This window comes from Ruegeria sp. R14_0, assembly GCF_017743975.1.
Taxonomy (GTDB): domain Bacteria; phylum Pseudomonadota; class Alphaproteobacteria; order Rhodobacterales; family Rhodobacteraceae; genus Ruegeria.
On sequence record NZ_JAGHRC010000003.1, the window covers coordinates 417530 to 434886 of the forward strand.

Here is a 17357-nt window from a genome sequence, read left to right on the forward strand (position 1 = left end):
CCTCGGGGATCACATCTGTCCCCTTAGTAAGCCACGGAGCGCCCTGATAAAAGTGAGATCGCGACGGTTTGATTACAGGAAAGCGGCAGAAATGCCTCAGGCGTCCAAAAGGGCGCGCGCGGCGGCGCGCGCCTCATCGGTGATGGTGTCGCCTGCGACCATACGAGCGATTTCGTCCACACGATCAGGTTCGGCCAGCGGCACAACGGTGGACAGCGTTTGCCCATCCATGACCTGTTTCTGCACCCGCCAGTGATGCGCCGCGCGGGCTGCCACTTGCGGCGAATGCGTTACGACCAAAACCTGCCCGCCACCCGCCAGCGCGGCCAATCGCCGGCCGACCGCATCAGCGGTCGCACCGCCGACGCCGCGGTCGATCTCATCGAATATCATCGTGCGGGCGCTGTCATCCCCGGCCAGACACACCTTGAGCGCCAGAAGAAAGCGGCTGAGTTCACCGCCCGAGGCGATCTTGTTGAGCGGTCCTGACGGTGCACCGGGATTGGTTGCAACAGTGAAGGCCACAGCATCAATCCCATCGGGACCGGCGTCTGTGGCCGCAATTTCGGTTTGGAAAACGGCACGCTCCATTTTCAGCGGAGCGAGTTCTGTCATCACCGCGGCATCCAGGTGACCGGCGGCCTTTTGCCGCGCAGCACTCAGTTCGGCCGCTGCGTCGTCATAAGCGGCTTGAGCATCTTCTACGGCAGCCCGTTGTTCCGCCAAATCCGCGTCTCCAGCATCCAGCCGGCTCAGGCGGTCGCGCAACGTATCAGCAAAAGTACCCAGATCATCTGGCGCGACATCGTGTTTTCTGGCTAGCGCGCGAATGGCAAACAACCGTTCCTCGGCCTGCTCCAATTCCGCTGGGTTAAAGTCCAAAGCCTGCAGACACGCGTTGACCCCGTCCTGCGCCTCGCCCAGTTCAATCAGCGCACGTCCAAGGGCTGCAATTGGCTCTTCCAACTGGCCCCCTGCATTGTCTGACACACCCTCAAGCCACCGCACGGAATCCGCCATGGCCCCCTCGGCACCGTCTCCGCCCAACAGGGCAAAAGCACGGGCAACATCGTCACGAATGCGTTCGGCCCCCTGCATCATACGACGCCGGGCATCCAGTTCCGCGTCCTCGCCCGGTTGTGGGTCAAGCTGGTCCAATTCAGCCACCGAGTGCCGCAGAAACTCTTCTTCTGCGCGCATCGCCGCAAGGGTTTCTTCGGTCTTCGCAAGCGCCTTTCGCGCACGGGACATCTCGGACCATGCCGTCCGGACCTTTACCAGTTCCGGGGCCACTCCGGCGTATTCATCCAGCATGGCGCGGTGACCGCGCGGGTTCAGCAACCCGCGATCATCATGCTGGCCGTGCAACTCGATCAGCGTTTCGGACAGCGCGCGCAGCACCTCGCCCGAACACCGACGGTCGTTGACCCATGCGGTTTTACGCCCTTCGGCCGTATTCACGCGCCGCAGGATTAATTCCTCGCCTCCGGGCAAGCCAGCCTCGGCCAGGATCGCATGCGCTGGGTGGTCTTCGTGCAGTTCAAACTCAGCAACCACTTCGCCCTGCGCTGCGCCTTGGCGAACCAATTCAGCCCGACCACGCCAGCCCAGAACAAACCCCAGCGAATCCAGAAGGATCGACTTGCCCGCCCCAGTCTCACCGGTCAACGCGTTCAGACCCGGCTGAAACGTCAGTTCCAGCCGGTCGATGATCAGCATATCGCGGATATCGAGGGCGCGCAGCATCGGGTCTTAGCGTCCCACCCCTTTGGCCATGGCGATTACAACCACTCACCCTTGATCGTCTGGCGGTAGATCGTGCTGAGCCAGTTGTTGCCGCGGCTCTTCAGATCTAGCCCACGCGACGTCAACAATTTATAGCCCGCATCATACCATTCGGACGACTGGTAGTTGTATCCCAGAATGGCCCCGGCCGATTGCGCCTCGTCCACCAGCCCCAAGGCCAGGTAGGCTTCAATCAGACGATATAACGCTTCTGCGGTATGAGACGTGGTCTGGAAGTCTTCGACGACGACCCGGAACCGGTTTATCGCCGCCGAATAGTGATCCTGACGCAGATAATAGCGCCCGATCTCCATCTCTTTGCCCGCCAGATGGTCAAAGGCCAGATCGAACTTCAGAACCGCAGACGTCGCGTACTCACTGTCGGGATAGACCTCGATCACGGTGCGCAGGGATTGCAGCGCTTGAAAGGTCAGCCCCTGATCGCGTCCGACCTCATCAATCTGATCATAGTAGCTGAGCGCCAGAAGGTACTGCGCATATGCTGCGTCTTCGTCGGCGGGGTAGAAATCAATATACCGCTGTGCGGCGGCACGGCTTTCTTCGTAATTCTTGTCTGAATGATACGAGAACGCCTGCATGATCAACGCGCGCTTGGCCCAGTCGGAGTAGGGGTACAGGCGCTCGACTTCCGAGAAATACCACGCCGCATCATCCGAACGATTCTGCGACAGCTCGAACTCGCCACGCGTGAAAATCTGTTCGGGGGTGAACCCTTCCAGGTTCTGATCGCGGTCTGCGCCTCTCCCAGCGCACGCCGTCAAAACTGCTGTCAGAAGAATCGCGCTTGCGAACCTGACTGCCGCTTTGGTGCCAACCATTCCGCCTATCCTTGTCGTATTACTTGACGGGGTTATGCCCCGGATTAGGCCATGGTCTAGCACATATAATTCCGGTGCAAAACGCCTTATGCGCTCAATGGCGGAATTGTCGTCAGAGTTGATCCAATCAGGCGACTTCCGGGATTTCGTCCCAAACCAACCCCTGCCCCGGCAGACGTGCAGCCTGTTCGGGTGTGCACAGAATCGGACGCACCGCGCCGGGTGTTTCGAACAGTTTGCGCAGCAGGGTATTGGTCATGGCGTGACCCGATTTGTCCCCGGTGAAGTGGCCAAGAATCGGTCCACCCGCCAGATAAAGGTCACCCAAAGCGTCCAGCATCTTGTGGCGCACAGCTTCATCCGCATGGCGGAAACCGCCAGGAGTCAGCACTTCATCGCCTTGCACAACGACCGCGTTTTCCAATGTCCCACCCAAGGCGAGGCCGTTTTCACGCATCGCTTCGACGTCGGTGCGACGGCAGAATGTCCGGCAATCAGAAAGCTCGCGCGCAAAGGACCCATTGCGCATGTCCAGACGTTTGGTCTGGCTGCCGATTGCGCCGTCTTCAAAGTCGATATGAAAATCGATGATCAGACCGTCTGCCGGTGCAATTGAAGCGCTTGCGCCTTCGCGTGTGGCGGTGACCGGCTTCAGCACTTCGTAAGCCAAAACCGGGCTGGCCTGACGACGTACACCTTTGGACATGATTCCGCGCACGAAGTCGATCGACGATCCATCCATGATCGGAACTTCGGGTCCGTCAATCTCGATCAGAGCGTTGTGCACGCCACAACCGGCAAGCGCCGCCATAATGTGTTCAACTGTCGAGACCGACACGTCTGCGTCGTTGATCAGTCGGGTGCACAGCGGGGTACGCTCGACAACGTCATAGATTGCAGGGATGAGGGCATTGCCCAGCTCGATATCCGTCCGCTTGAACCAGATGCCGTGACCAGCAGCTGCCGGTTTCAGGACCATCGTCGCAGGCTTGCCGCTGTGCAGCCCGACGCCTGTAAACGTGACCGGAGATTTGAGCGTATGTTGCAAACTGAACCTCGAAGAGTGGTGTCCGACCTGAGCGGGCCGTGTTGGACACTCAGTTAAGGAAGCAGGCGTCAAGGCTCAACTCACTCTTTGTAACCGAATGAAACATGTATGTAACAGATCGGCAAATCCCTGCTCACACCCCATTAAATAACTGTAAATCAATCGAAAAGGGCCGCCATTTGGCGACCCTTTGCATTCATTTTGTTACCGCGATCAGTTCGCCTGACGCCGCAAAAAGGCGGGGATTTCGATCCGATCCTGCTCGGGGTCGGCCTCTTCCCGTGCAGGTGCCGTAGCGTCAGATTGGCGCAAAACGGGCTGCTGGCGGGGCTGCTGGGCCGGTGTGTCGGCAGCGTGACCGGTCATCCGATCGATGAGGCGATTGAACCCAAACCGGGGGCGATCATGGCCTTCTTCCTGCGGTGCAGGGGCTGGCTGTGGCGCGGTCGGGCGAACCATCGAAGGGCTGCGCTCGGACGCTGGAACGTTCTGAACCGCGGCCTGTAGACGCTGCAGCGCCTCGGGCGATGGTGTACCCGCTGCCGGTTGAGGCTGCGGCGCGACGTAGTCTTCGGGCGCAGGCTCAACCGGTTCGGGGGTCGGCTCGAATTCGGCGACGCGCGGCTGATAGGCCGGCGGCGGCAAGCCATCATCGTCCTGTTCCGCACGTGGCTGGAACTGAGGTTGCGCTGGCTCCTGAGGGGTTTCAAACAGCGAAGGCTCACGGTTCACTTCCGTTTGCGGTGCTTGTTCAACGGTTTCCGCAGCAACCGGTGCTTCTTCCTGCACTGGCTCTTCAGCCGATACCGTGCGTGTCAGCGGCGCCGACATGGAACGGCGCGCAACCGGCACGTCGTCAGTCTTTTCGCTGGCGTCGATACCTGTTGCAACGACCGACACACGCATGCCGCCTTCCATGGCGGTATCCAGCGTCGAGCCGACGATGATGTTCGCCTCGGGGTCCACTTCTTCGCGGATGCGGTTGGCGGCCTCGTCCAGTTCGAACAGGGTCAGGTCGTGCGAGCCGGTGATGTTGATCAGAACGCCCTTTGCACCCTTCAGACTGATTTCGTCCAGCAGCGGGTTGGCAATCGCCTTCTCGGCGGCCTGCACGGCGCGATCTTCGCCGGTGGCCTCGCCTGTCCCCATCATTGCCTTGCCCATCTCGTCCATTACGGCGCGAACGTCGGCAAAGTCGAGGTTGATCAGGCCGGGACGAACCATCAGGTCTGTGACACCTTTAACACCTTGATACAAAACGTCATCTGCCATCGAGAACGCTTCGGTAAAGGTGGTCTTTTCATTGGCCAGGCGGAACAGGTTCTGGTTCGGGATAATGATCAGAGTGTCGACGACCTTTTGCAGCATCTCAACGCCGTCTTCGGCCTGACGCATACGCTTGGCACCTTCGAACTGGAAGGGTTTGGTCACAACGCCTACGGTCAGCACGCCCAGCTCACGCGCGGCCTGCGCGATGATCGGCGCGGCCCCTGTGCCGGTGCCACCACCCATGCCGGCGGTGATGAAGCACATATGCGCGCCCGCGAGGTGATCCACGATCTGCTCAATGCTTTCTTCGGCAGCTGCCGCACCAACGGTCGGACGGGCCCCTGCCCCCAGACCTTCGGTGACTTTGACACCCAGCTGCACCCGCGCCGAAGACTGGCTTTGCTGCAGCGCCTGTGCATCGGTGTTGGCGACTACAAAATCGACGCCATCCAGCTGCTTTTCAATCATGTTGTTGACAGCGTTGCCGCCTGCACCACCAACGCCAAATACTGTAATCCGAGGCTTCAGTTCGTCGTGCCCGGGCATCGAAAGATTCAATGTCATGCTCTGTCCGCCTGTTTTTTTGACCCGCCAAAGCGGTGTTTTTCTTACCTATCCTTCGCCAATCCTACCGTTCGAAACGACAAACGTCACGCCAAAAATCGCGTGATTCCACAAAATATGGAGGAAATAAGGCGTTGACCGGCAGTATTTCGCATACGCTGCCAGATGTTGCGGAAAGAACTCAATGTAGCACAAAACAGGCGACTTGCGCGCGGCTATCAACCGACGCTTCACCAAGAGGACTCGCTAAACTGTCAAACTGCGGAAAACTGCTCAGGTCCTGCCGCGGGCCTCTGACGGGCCTTGTGGATATCTTGCGGGATAAACGCGCTGGCCGCAACCCATTTGTTTAGCCAATCGGGGTACTTGGACAGTTCACACCGTCCTCAGTGATACTGCGAACCTCTTGAATTTCAGCGTTTGCAAATGTCGCCAACCTGACCATCAGGCGGTCTTCGTGCAAAAAGGGCCACCAGCACACCGGGATGCCATCTGCGTCATCATCATACAGAAAGCATATCTGCTCGTTCGGCGTAGTGATTTGCCCGTAAACGCACCCGCGCCCCACCATTCGCCAGACCGATAACGTGGGGCTCAGGAATTCCTCAATGCCCACAAGTTCCCCCGTGGGGTAGTCATGGAACATGACGGTTTTGCCCTGGACTGCGCTCAGGAACGCTTCGGGGGTGATGCGCGTTTGTGCCTGGGCGGTGAGCGGCGCCAGGATCAGCGCTGCTGCGACCGCCAGCTTACCAATTGTCACGGAACCAGCGCACGGCCCGCTTGAACGGGCGCGCGGCATAGGTGTCGACCGGGATTTCGAAATCCCACCATTCGTCCTGCGGATGTGCAGCAAACAGGCTGAGACCAACGGCCGACGAGAATCCTGGCCCCGTCGCCGATTGCGGCAGGCCATGCACGCGCAACGGACGGCCAAGGCGAACGCGCTGCCCGAGGATTCGGGTTGCAAGACCGTCCAGCCCCATGATCTGGCTGCCACCACCGGTCAGCACAATCTGCTGACTTGGCATATGCTCGAACCCGGCCGCATCCAGGCGGACGCGTACTTCTTCGAGGATTTCTTCGACGCGGGGGCGCATGATTCCGATCAGCTCGGCGCGGCTGACGGTGCGGCGGTCGTGTTCCCAGTCGCCGGTATCGCCACCAATATCGATCAGGTCTCGGTCATCTGCACCGGTTGCGTGGACACCGCCGTTAAATGTCTTGATCCGTTCGGCCACCGAGGCCGGGATACCCAGCCCCATCGAAATATCCGAGGTCACATGATCGCCGCCCATGCGCACGCAGTCTGCGTAAATCATGTGTTTCTTCATGAAGATCGACACGCTCGTCGTGCCGCCACCCATGTCGATGCAAGCGGCACCCAACTCTTGTTCGTCTTCGACCAGCGCGGAAACCCCGGACACATAGGCCGAGTTCGCAATCCCGGCGAGTTCCAGATCGCACCGCTTGATGCAGCGCACGATGTTCTGAATCGCGGTCGCATCGACCGTCAGCATATGCATGTCGACCGCCAGGCTCTGCCCCATCTGACCGCGCGGATCGATCAGGCCCGAGCGGTTATCGAGCGCGAAATTCACCGGTTGGGCGTGCAGTACCTCGCGCCCTGCCCCGTAATCCGGCACGTCGCATGCGTTCAGCACGCGGCCCACTTCTGCCTCGGTCACAACCTGACCCTCCAGATCGACCTGAGCGTCCAGTCCGTAAGACCGAGGGTTGGCCCCTGAGAAACTGGCGATGACGTGATCCACGCGAATATCGGCCATTTTCTGAGCTGCCTGCAGCGCAGTGCGAATGGCACGTTCCGTTTCCTGCATGGCAGTGACTTCGCCAAACTGAACGCCGCGCGACCGAGTTGTCGCCGCTCCAATCACGCGAAAACCGGTTTGCCCTGCCATCGACCCGATCGTGTTGTCCTCGCTCAGCCGACCGGTTCCATCGAAACGCAGCACAAGGCAGGCAATCTTGGAACTGCCCACGTCGAGAATGGCGACAACACCGCGCTGCATCGCCTGTCTGCGCATCTGCCGCATGGCCCGTTGGGACTGATATAGATCGGTCATCATGGTCGTTACTGCTCGCTACTCACGTTCACTTTTGTATTCCACCAGTCTTCGCTGGCGGCTTTGGTCATTCTGATCGTCGGACGCTGCCCAAGGCGCATGTCGACCACGGCCACATCGCGTTCCAGAAGGTCTTGCACCTCATTTACGGCCAGCACACGCTCCAGTGCTCGAACCGGTCGCTCGGTCGGCAACATGATGCGTTGACCGCGATCCAGCACCAGGTCCCAGCGCCGTTCACCGATCCGCACCAAACCGCGTACGCGCCCACCCAAACTGCGGGCGGTGGTCAGCAGCGCCAGCGCCTCGCCGACATGGGCGTCCGCACCCTTGCCTGCGATCAGAGGCAGGTTGGGATGATCCTTGCGCGACGCGATACGTTCCACATGCGCGCCGGTTTCGTCCAGCAATTCGATGCCGCGGCGCGTACGCCAAACAATGACAGGCTGGCGTTCAACCACGTCCACTTGCAGGATGCCACCGGGGCGCACCCGCACCGTGGCGGATTTCACAGGGTTCAACCCAGTGATCGTGTCCCGAATTTGCTCAACGTCCAAATCCCACGAACTGATAGGGAAATCCAACGGCACAACTTCGCGAATATCCTCGGACAGGTTCGTTCCCGCCCCATCGATCGCCATCAGATTGACCATAAATTCGGGACGCTGCTGGATCGAAGTCTTGATGTCCATCACGTAGGCGACAACAGCATCGCGCCGTTCCTGCGCGCCGAAATAGATGCCAACTGCCGCACATACCGCCAGAATCGGCAAACCGATCTTCAATCCGCGTCGAATACCCGGCGTCAGCATCCACCGCTGCAAACGATAGCTGAGGCGCGACGGGGCCGGGTCGAACCGGTCGCCCTTGCGGTTGAACACCCCGCGCAGGCGCAGTTTGGGCTCGGCCCCTGTCCGTGCACCGGATGCGAAGTCGGCGTCGGGGCCGGAGAGTGGTTTGGGGCGATGCACCACGGGCGCGCGCTTGGCTTTCAACGGTCGCATGAGGCGTCCTCCACCATCCAGGCGCAAAGCTGTCCGAATGTCATACCCATATGCGCAGCCTGTTCCGGCACCAAAGATGTCGGTGTCATGCCCGGTTGCGTGTTGGTTTCCAGCAGGAACAACCCCTCGGCGCCCATACTGTCATCCCAGCGAAAATCCGTGCGGCTGACGCCCTTGCACCCCAATGCATCATGGGCGCGCAACGCGTAGTCCATGCAGCGGTCAAAAATGTCGGCCGGAATGTCAGCCGGAAGAACGTGCCACGACCCGCCGGGCTTGTATTTGGCGTCATAGTCGTACCAGCCGCCATCGGTCATGATCTCGGTGACAGTCAGGGCACGGTCATTCATTACGGTCACGGTCAGTTCGCGCCCCGCGACATATTTCTCGACCATTACCTGATCGGGCATGTCGTCAGATAGTTGCGGCGGGCCGTTGGATCCCTCGTGCACGATGTAAATTCCGACGCTGGAGCCCTCGTTGTTGGGCTTGGCCACATAAGGCGGCTCCATCACGTGAACTTCGACCACTTCGACCTTGGGGACGATTACGCTGGGCACAATTGGCAGGCCAACGGCCTCGTAAACCTCTTTGCTGCGCTGCTTGTCCATGGCTAGGGCCGAGGCCAGAACGCCGGAATGCGTGTAAGGGATACGCATCCATTCCAATAGGCCTTGCACACAGCCATCTTCGCCCCAGCGTCCATGCAGGGCGTTGAATACAACGTCTGGCTTGATCTCCAATAGGCGCGCATAGAGGTCGGGACCTGCGTCCAGCTCGACCACTTCAATGCCTTCTCCCACAAGAGCGGCTGCGCATTCGCGCCCAGAGCTGAGAGACACCTCGCGTTCCGCCGAGGGGCCACCCATCAACACCGCCACTTTGGGGTTTGTCCTGCTCGACATTCCCAACGTGCGCCTCAATGTCCCCGGACCTTATGTCGTGGTCCGTACTGCGTTTATGCCTTTGATCCGTCGCCTTAAATTGCCTGTTATAGTCTGACGGGTGCGGCTTTATTCTATCAACGGATCACCGACCCGCATGATTTCCCACTCTAGCGTGATGCCGCTTGTTTCGTAAACCTTTTTTCGTACTGCTTCGCCCAGACCTTCAAGGTCAGCAGCGGTGGCATCTCCGGTATTGATCAGGAAATTCGAGTGCTTTTGGCTCATCTGCGCACCGCCAAGCGTGGCCCCGCGCATACCGGCATCGTCGATCACCTTCCACGCCTTGAGGTCATGCACATCGTCCGGCCGCCCAGTCGAGGAAAACCCGGCCGGGTTGCGAAAAGTCGACCCGGCGCTGCGATCCTTCGTGGGCTGCGTTTCATCACGCTTCTGCAATTGCGCGGCCATCCGGGCGTGCAGCTCTTCGGGATCGCCCGCAGGCCCTTTGAACGTGGCCGAGATCAACACCGCCCCTTGCGGCAAATCGGACTGGCGATAGCGGAAGTTCAGGTCGTCGGGAGTCAGATCCACGACGTCGCCCTGCCGGGTGACAATCGTCGCCTTTTGCAGCACGTCCGCCGTATAACTGCCGTAGCAACCGGCATTCATCCGCACCGCGCCTCCGATCGAACCGGGGATGGTGCGCAAGAAAGTCAAATCAACACCTGCATCCGCCGCCTTGCGCGCCACATGCGCATCCAACGCCGCGGCGCCTGCAGTGACGGTGGCGCCATCGACAGAAATCTCGTTGAACCCGCGCCCCAGCCGGATCACTACAGCCCTCAGGCCGCCGTCGCGGACGATGAGGTTTGATCCGACGCCCATTGGGAAAACAGGAACGTCTGCTGGCAAATTGCGCAGAAAGGCTTGCAGGTCTTCGACATCCGCCGGTTGGAACAAATAGTCCGCAGGACCGCCAACACGAAGCCATGTCAGGTCGTTGAGTGATCTTTGTTCGGTTAATTTTCCGCGAACCGGAAGCGAAGTCAGTGTCATAGGCGCGTTCTATATCTGGTTTTCCGGGATGTCATCCATCGAACGGAAAAAGATCAGCGATTGCGACGCATCTTCTTTATCGCACCAATCACGCCACCCAAGACTGAGCCTGAAAGAGCAGGGAATACCAAAGACCACGCCAATGCGACCGTCAGAAAATCTGCGTCATCCGGCGGCCCGTCACCACTTGAGGGGAACAGATACGCGATACTAATAGCTGAAACCGCGAATGCCAAAAACACGATCCATGTAAATCCGCTTCTGGACAAAAAATGGGCTACGGCCATAGCAGAAAGGAATGAAACAACAGCCAGGCAACAAAAAGCTATTATTGCAGCCGTCATTCAAAACTGCGCCCAACCCGCCGCAACCAGCGCCCGAGATAGATCACCGGCCAGCGCAGCACCGACATGCCTGCCGCCAGAACGATCAACCCGATCCACGGTCCGTTCTGTAGGGTTACATATCCCAGGATCGGAATTCCCAGCGCAATCAGAACGTATGCGCGGGTCCAGTGGTTATCCTTGCTGGGGATCATCGCCAGAACATTCGCGGCGATCCCCCACAGCGCGGCCAAAACAATCGACCAATTCATTCCGCGACCTCCTACCCGGTCCAACGTCGCCAGTAATAACGGATCGGATTGCGGAACATGGATGCAAAGACAGCAAAGGCCAGCACCGAGAAGAACCAGCCAAAGTCATGACCCAACCAAACGATCAGCGCAGGTGCGGAAACAAACAGGACAACGCCTGGTGGAAATTGCAGGCGCATCGGCAACATGGCTACGACCGTCGAGGCCAAAACCCACAAGCCAGATAATAGCACTGAGTAAACCACATGCCCCTCCAAGGACGATCGTTTCTGCAACCGCGACACCACACTTTAGAGTTGCACGGCAACAGAGTCCATTCCGTCAAACGGCCTGCTTATGCTGCAGGCGCTCGGGCAGCCCATTGGCCCAGGCGCTGATCGTCCCGGCCCCGAGGCACACCACCATGTCGCCGGGGCGGGCCTGTTCGCGAACAAGACGCTCCAAATCGTTTTCGTCCAGCAAAGCACGTGCATGACGGTGGCCGTGCCGGATCAGGCCCTGTACCAGATCATCTCGGCTAGCCCCTTCGATCGGGTCCTCTCCTGCGGCGAAAACCTCGGCGATGGCGACAACGTCCGCGTCGTTGAAACAGGTGCAGAAATCATCGAACAGGTTGGACAGACGAGAGTAGCGGTGCGGTTGATGCACAGCGATAACGCGGCCGTCGGTCGCCTGACGCGCAGCTTTGAGGACGGCTGCGATTTCCACCGGGTGATGACCGTAATCGTCGATGATGGTAACGCCATCGACCTCTCCGACCTTTGTAAAGCGGCGGTTCACCCCACCGAAATTGGCCAGCGCGTCACGGATTTCCGAGGCTTTCATACCCAGATGACGGGCGACAGCCACAGCAGACAAAGCGTTCGAGACGTTATGGTCACCGGGCATCGGAAGGGTGCAGCCTTCGATCACCGTGTCTTCATACTGCAGGTGGATGTCGAAATGCGCCACGCCGCCTTTGTACGTCAGGTTCACCGCCCGCACATCTGCCTGTGCGTTGAACCCATACGTACGCACCCGACGGTCAGAGATGCGGCCCACCAGTGTCTGCACTTCGGCATGGTCGGTGCAGCAGACAGCTAGACCGTAGAACGGCAGGTTCGACACGAACTCGTAGAATCCATCTCGCAATTTGTCGAAATCGCCCCAGTGCTCCATGTGTTCAGGGTCAATGTTGGTGACAATGGCAATCGTAGCAGGCAGGCGATTGAACGAACCGTCGGATTCATCCGCCTCAACCACCATCCATTCGCCCTGCCCCATCCGCGCGTTCGAGCCATAGGCATGGATGATACCGCCATTGATCACGGTCGGATCAAAGTCTCCGGCCACCATCAACTCGGCCATCATGGTGGTCGTGGTGGTCTTACCGTGCGTGCCCGCAATCGCGATATTTGATTTCAGGCGCATCAGCTCGGCCAGCATATCGGCGCGGCGCACCACTGGCAGACCCTGCGCGCGGGCGCCGTCCAGTTCAGGGTTACCCGGTTTGATCGCAGTTGAAACCACGACCACGGCTGCGTTTTCAAGGTTCTCGGCGCGCTGCCCTACAAAGATCTCCGCACCAAGGCTTGCCAAACGGTCGGTGATCTTGGACGCCTTCAAGTCGGACCCCTGCACCCGGTAACCAAGGTTCAAAAGCACCTCGGCAATCCCCGACATCCCGATCCCACCGATCCCCACAAAGTGGATCGGCCCTACATCTTGCGGCAGTTTGGTTGCTGGATTCATGTGGTCTCCTTCTGCGCCAGGTTTTCGACGAGGGCCACCAGACGTTCGGTCGCGTCGGGGGCACCGGTAGAGAGGGCGGCATGGGCCATCTTTTGCGCGGCTTCAGGGTTTGTCAGAACTGCGGTGATTTGCTCGGTCAACGCGGAAACGTCAAGCGCGTTTTCGGGGATCAGAATCGCGCCGCCCGCCTGAACCAGCCCACGTGCGTTTGCGGTCTGATGATCGCCCGCCGCGGCTGCGAAGGGGACGAGGATCGAGGGGCGTCCAATGACCGAGATATCGGCAACGCTGGACGCACCGGATCTGCTGATCACAAGCTGCGCGTCAGACATGCGGCGAGGCACATCATCGAAGAAGGGCAGCACCTCGGCGCGGATGCCATGCTCGGCATAAAACGCGGTCACCCGCTCGCCGTCCTCGTCGCGCGCCTGATGGGCCACACGGATATGGTGGCGCAGGTTTTCGGGCAATGCTGCAATGGCATCGGGAACCACGTCGCTGAGGACGCGCGCCCCTTGCGAGCCGCCCATCACAAGAACCGACATAGGATAATCGCCCGGCGGGATATACCCCGCAGCGGCGCGTTCCAGAACAGCCGCGCGAACTGGGTTACCGGTATGAATACCCTGCGCGCCCTCGGGCAAATCCGTGGGCCAAACCCCACAAGCGACCTGGGCCACGCGCTTGGCAAACAGCTGATTGACGCGTCCCAGAACACCGTTCTGTTCGTGGATCATGCGGGGAATGCCCAGCATGGTCGCCGCACCCAGCGCCGGGATCGACGGGTAACCGCCAAAGCCCACGACCACATCCGGCTTATCGCGCATCATCTGCATTGCCATGCTGGTAACGCCACCAGCTATTTTGGGCCCGACCAGAGCCTTGGCAGCCAGACCGCCGCGCGCGAACGTGGCCGAGGCGACCTCGACAATTTCAACTGTTTGCGGAAAAGCTCCGGTATAACGCGCGCCGCGTTCATCCGTGGACAAGCGCACGCGCCAGCCTTTTTGCAGCATCGCTTCGGCCAGTGCCTGCGCCGGGAACATATGGCCCCCGGTGCCGCCAGCCGCAATCAACAGGTAAGGTTTCCCCATTATCCTCTTCCGCGCAGAATATCGCCAAGTTCGCCCTGTGGGCGGCTTCGGGTGAAGGCCAGCAACATGCCGACAGCTATACCGCCCGCAATCAGGGAAGAGCCGCCGTAGCTGACAAACGGCAGGGTCATACCCTTGGCTGGCAGCAGACGCACCGCAACACCCATGTTTATCATTGCCTGAACACCGAACATGCAGGCCAGACCGGTACCTGCCAAACGGATGAACATATCGCGCTCGCGCATCAGCCGCAGCAGTGAGCGTACAACGATCAGCGCATAAAGCGCGATGATGATCAGCACCAGGATCAAGCCATATTCCTCGGCCGCGACCGCGATGATGAAATCCGTGTGGGCATCGGGCAGAGACCACTTCACCTGCCCCTCACCCACGCCGACGCCGAACAACCCACCTTCGCGGATGGCGTTGGTGGCATAGCCAAGCTGCGTGGTCGGATCGACCTCTTGGTTCAGGAACCCGTCAATCCGACGGGCAAAGTGTTCCGAGTTCGAATAGGCAAACATACCGGCCAGAACAACGACCCCGGCCATGCCAACCAGCAACAGCATCGGCGCACCAGCCACGAAATACATCACGCCCCAGCCAAACAGGATCAGGCAGGCCTGCCCAAAGTCAGGCTGTAGCACCAGCATCGCGACAATCGCCATGCACAGCGCAAAGGACCACAGCCGTCCCGGAGGGCCGTTGATTTCTTGCGAGGCAGCCAGCAGCCACGCGGCCACGACGACGAAGCCGGGTTTTAGGAACTCGGACGGTTGCAGCGAGGCAAAACCCAGCGAGTACCAGCGCACCGCCCCTTTGCCGAAATCCGTCCCGAAGACCGGCAGGAAGGCCAACGCCACAAAGGCGCCTAGAAAGCCCAGCACCGCCAGACGCCGCACCAGCGTCGGGGACATCATCGAAGTCAGCAGCATCGCAATCAGTGCTAATCCGCCGAACAGGGCCTGCCTCTCGACATAATGGAACGGGTCAAAGCCGTTTCGGCTGGCCAATGGTGGTGAGGATGCCAACCCCAGCAACAACCCGATGACAAACAGGATCAGAACGCAGGACATCGTCCAACGATCAATCGTCCGCCACCATTTCGGAAGAATCGGTTCGCCGCGCTGGTCCTGGACCGCGCCATACACCATCTCAGTCATGAGATACCGCCACTCTCTGCCTCGTTAACGTCCCGTTTTCGGGATCTGATTGAGAGTCTACAGGGATTTTAGCGCTTGGGCTAGCGGAATGACGGGCAAGCACGGAATTTGGTGGCCGAAAGCCGCCACCGCGAATGTGGTGACCATTTTCTGACAATCCGAGGCTAAGCAACCAGGTCGTAGTGTTTGATCGTTCTGGATTCGACCAGTTCAGCCTCCGCCGGATCAACATGAGGGCTCGTATAGTCGTCTCCGACAAAAGCTCTCAACGCGTTCAGGCTGCTCCAGACCATGACAAAGCTGAACTCGCGAGGCGTTTCCTTGCGTGGAGCCCCCGGTAAAACTTGGACGATGCCATCCGTGTTTTGCATCAGAGGAATCGCTGTCTCGTGAAAGAATTTTGAAAACTCGGCTTCTTTGCCGGGCCGAACTGTGACTTGGAAAATCCGCATGATCATTTGAACGTCCTCCTATTCAGCGGGCACGATTGGATTTCTTGCAGGGCAAAAGCATAGCACAAGACCTCATCGCTTCTTCCCGATGACATTCGCTTCCACTTGATATCTCCGCCATTTCCCGCCATGCGCTGCGTATGACCTATGACACGATCATCCTTGGCGCCGGTGCTGCCGGTATGATGTGCGCCGCCCATTGCGGCGGGCGCGCTTTGGTGATCGACCACGCGAAAGCTCCGGGTGAGAAAATTCGCATCTCGGGCGGTGGGCGTTGCAATTTCACCAATATGTACGCGGCACCCGGAAACTTCCTGTCGCAGAACCCGCATTTCTGCAAATCCGCGCTGGCGCGGTACACCCAGTGGGATTTCGTAGATTTAGTCGGTCGTCACGGCATCGCATGGCATGAGAAAACTCTGGGGCAATTGTTCTGTGACGGGTCATCCAAGCAGATCATCCAGATGCTTCTGGACGAAATGGAGCGTGTCGGAGCCGAACTGTGGATTCGGACCGAGGTTAAAGATCTGCGCAAAACCGATCACGGCTTCGCGTTAGAAGTCGACCGTGATGGGCAGCGCCACAGCCTGACCTGCAAGAACCTCGTGCTGGCCACCGGCGGCAAGTCGATCCCCAAGATGGGAGCAACCGGGCTAGCCTATGACATCGCACGACAGTTCGGCTTGACTATGACCGACACCCGCGCGGCGTTGGTCCCGTTCACATTCTCAGACGGCAAGTTCAAGGATTTGTCCGGCGTGTCCCTGCCTGCCCGCCTGTCAAACGACCGCACCAGCTTTGACGAGGCGCTCTTGTTCACCCATCGCGGGTTAAGCGGCCCGTCTGTGCTGCAACTGTCGTCCTATTGGCGCGAGGGTGAGGCGATCCGGGTCAACCTGATCCCCGACCTGCCCCTGTTCGACCTGCTGCGCGATCAACGCCAAAGCGGCGGGCGCAAGGCGCTCACAACCGAGTTGGCGCGTCATCTGCCTGCTCGGTTGGTGGATTATCTCAGCCAGCATATCCCGATGCCGGGCAATCTGGCGGATCAGTCCGATACGGCGTTAGCCACCCTGATATCCGCCCTCTCCGACTGGGAGCTGACGCCCTCGGGCACCGAAGGGTATCGCACCGCCGAGGTCACTCTGGGTGGGATCGACACGGATGGCATGTCGTCAAAAACAATGGAGGCCAGGGATGTCCCCGGCCTCTATGCGATTGGCGAAGCGGTGGATGTCACCGGCTGGTTGGGCGGCTACAATTTCCAGTGGGCGTGGTCGTCAGGCTACGCCGCCGGAACTGCAATCGCCTCCCGTTAGCCGACGACGTTGTAACCGCGACCGCGCATGCAGTTGCGCACGACCACTTCCTGGTTCTGGGTGTTCTGGATGGCACTTGCGCCGGCACCGACAAGGGCACCTGCGACTGCAGCGCGGCCAAGATCGCTGGCGCTGTCGTCGATGATCGCCTTGGTTCCCGCAGCACCCGCTGCACCGATCGCAGCAGCACCGGCCGTGTTACCGTCAACCACCGGCTGCGACCGTGCCAGCGCCTGACACTGCGCCAGATCAGCATTGTAGTTCGGGCCGACCGGACCATCGACAATCGGCTGATAGTTCGCGCCGGTGTTGGTGCAGGCCCCTACGGCCAGAATGGCGGGCAGGATCAGAGAAAACTTATGGAACGACATGGTCATAACCTCGTGTTAAATTTGCGGGCAAGCAAAACCATTAATTTTGGCGCGTCAAGCTGATAGCCGTCAGCTTCGCCCAACCGGCGGTCTATT

General features: G+C 59.6%; 18 protein-coding genes. 1 reads left to right on the forward strand and 17 read right to left on the reverse strand.

What is annotated here, in order from left to right:
• Window positions 1-96 precede the first annotated feature (96 nt).
• The 16 genes from recN to J7416_RS11890 form a co-directional block, all read right to left on the reverse strand.
• The gene (recN, locus tag J7416_RS11815) at window positions 97-1746 is read right to left on the reverse strand and encodes a DNA repair protein RecN (protein ID WP_209224954.1); all 1650 of its coding nucleotides are present in this window, start codon (window positions 1744-1746) and stop codon (window positions 97-99) included.
• A 35-nt stretch (window positions 1747-1781) separates the two neighbouring features.
• Window positions 1782-2624 (reverse strand): outer membrane protein assembly factor BamD, encoded by an 843-nt coding sequence (locus J7416_RS11820; protein WP_209224955.1) that lies wholly within the window; start codon window positions 2622-2624, stop codon window positions 1782-1784.
• A 127-nt stretch (window positions 2625-2751) separates the two neighbouring features.
• Window positions 2752-3672, reverse strand: a complete 921-nt coding sequence (gene lpxC / locus J7416_RS11825) for a UDP-3-O-acyl-N-acetylglucosamine deacetylase (protein WP_209224956.1) — start codon at window positions 3670-3672, stop codon at window positions 2752-2754.
• Between the two features lie 213 nt (window positions 3673-3885).
• Window positions 3886-5505, reverse strand: a complete 1620-nt coding sequence (ftsZ, locus tag J7416_RS11830; RefSeq protein WP_209224957.1) for a cell division protein FtsZ — start codon at window positions 5503-5505, stop codon at window positions 3886-3888.
• 349 nt (window positions 5506-5854) lie between these two features.
• A complete protein-coding gene (locus tag J7416_RS11835; protein WP_348540265.1) occupies window positions 5855-6268 on the reverse strand; it encodes a hypothetical protein in 414 nt (137 codons plus the stop codon).
• Entirely contained in the window at window positions 6255-7589 is a 1335-nt protein-coding gene (gene ftsA, locus J7416_RS11840) for a cell division protein FtsA (RefSeq protein WP_058279582.1), read from the reverse strand. Before ftsA ends, J7416_RS11835 begins: the two co-directional genes overlap by 14 nt.
• 8 nt (window positions 7590-7597) lie before the next feature.
• On the reverse strand, window positions 7598-8593 hold the full coding sequence (locus tag J7416_RS11845; RefSeq protein WP_209224958.1) for a cell division protein FtsQ/DivIB: 996 nt from the start codon (window positions 8591-8593) through the stop codon (window positions 7598-7600).
• Window positions 8581-9498: a D-alanine--D-alanine ligase gene (locus tag J7416_RS11850; protein WP_209224959.1), complete on the reverse strand. Its 918-nt coding sequence runs from the start codon at window positions 9496-9498 to the stop codon at window positions 8581-8583. The genes J7416_RS11845 and J7416_RS11850 overlap by 13 nt, the downstream gene beginning before the upstream one ends.
• A gap of 108 nt (window positions 9499-9606) precedes the next feature.
• On the reverse strand, window positions 9607-10536 hold the full coding sequence (murB, locus tag J7416_RS11855; protein ID WP_209224960.1) for a UDP-N-acetylmuramate dehydrogenase: 930 nt from the start codon (window positions 10534-10536) through the stop codon (window positions 9607-9609).
• A 53-nt stretch (window positions 10537-10589) separates the two neighbouring features.
• The gene (locus tag J7416_RS11860; protein WP_209224961.1) at window positions 10590-10880 is read right to left on the reverse strand and encodes a hypothetical protein; all 291 of its coding nucleotides are present in this window, start codon (window positions 10878-10880) and stop codon (window positions 10590-10592) included.
• Window positions 10877-11131, reverse strand: coding sequence for a DUF2484 family protein (locus tag J7416_RS11865; RefSeq protein WP_209224962.1), 255 nt, complete (start codon window positions 11129-11131; stop codon window positions 10877-10879). The genes J7416_RS11860 and J7416_RS11865 overlap by 4 nt, the downstream gene beginning before the upstream one ends.
• Window positions 11132-11142: 11 nt before the next feature.
• Window positions 11143-11376: a DUF2484 family protein gene (locus J7416_RS11870; protein ID WP_209224963.1), complete on the reverse strand. Its 234-nt coding sequence runs from the start codon at window positions 11374-11376 to the stop codon at window positions 11143-11145.
• A 76-nt stretch (window positions 11377-11452) separates the two neighbouring features.
• The gene (murC, locus tag J7416_RS11875; protein WP_209224964.1) at window positions 11453-12862 is read right to left on the reverse strand and encodes a UDP-N-acetylmuramate--L-alanine ligase; all 1410 of its coding nucleotides are present in this window, start codon (window positions 12860-12862) and stop codon (window positions 11453-11455) included.
• Window positions 12859-13956 carry a UDP-N-acetylglucosamine--N-acetylmuramyl-(pentapeptide) pyrophosphoryl-undecaprenol N-acetylglucosamine transferase gene (locus J7416_RS11880; protein ID WP_209224965.1) on the reverse strand — a complete coding sequence of 366 codons (1098 nt, stop codon included), beginning with the start codon at window positions 13954-13956 and terminating at the stop codon, window positions 12859-12861. Before J7416_RS11880 ends, murC begins: the two co-directional genes overlap by 4 nt.
• Window positions 13956-15119, reverse strand: a complete 1164-nt coding sequence (gene ftsW, locus J7416_RS11885; protein WP_170422710.1) for a putative lipid II flippase FtsW — start codon at window positions 15117-15119, stop codon at window positions 13956-13958. Before ftsW ends, J7416_RS11880 begins: the two co-directional genes overlap by 1 nt.
• 164 nt (window positions 15120-15283) lie before the next feature.
• Entirely contained in the window at window positions 15284-15577 is a 294-nt protein-coding gene (locus J7416_RS11890; RefSeq protein ID WP_209224966.1) for an antibiotic biosynthesis monooxygenase, read from the reverse strand.
• A gap of 134 nt (window positions 15578-15711) precedes the next feature.
• Here J7416_RS11890 and J7416_RS11895 point away from each other — a divergent pair, with 134 nt between their 5' ends.
• The gene (locus J7416_RS11895) at window positions 15712-16890 is read left to right on the forward strand and encodes an NAD(P)/FAD-dependent oxidoreductase (RefSeq protein ID WP_209224967.1); all 1179 of its coding nucleotides are present in this window, start codon (window positions 15712-15714) and stop codon (window positions 16888-16890) included.
• Here the strand turns inward: J7416_RS11895 and J7416_RS11900 are convergent.
• Window positions 16887-17261: a glycine zipper family protein gene (locus J7416_RS11900; RefSeq protein ID WP_209224968.1), complete on the reverse strand. Its 375-nt coding sequence runs from the start codon at window positions 17259-17261 to the stop codon at window positions 16887-16889. The genes J7416_RS11895 and J7416_RS11900 overlap by 4 nt on opposite strands.
• Between the last annotated feature and the right edge of the window lie 96 nt (window positions 17262-17357).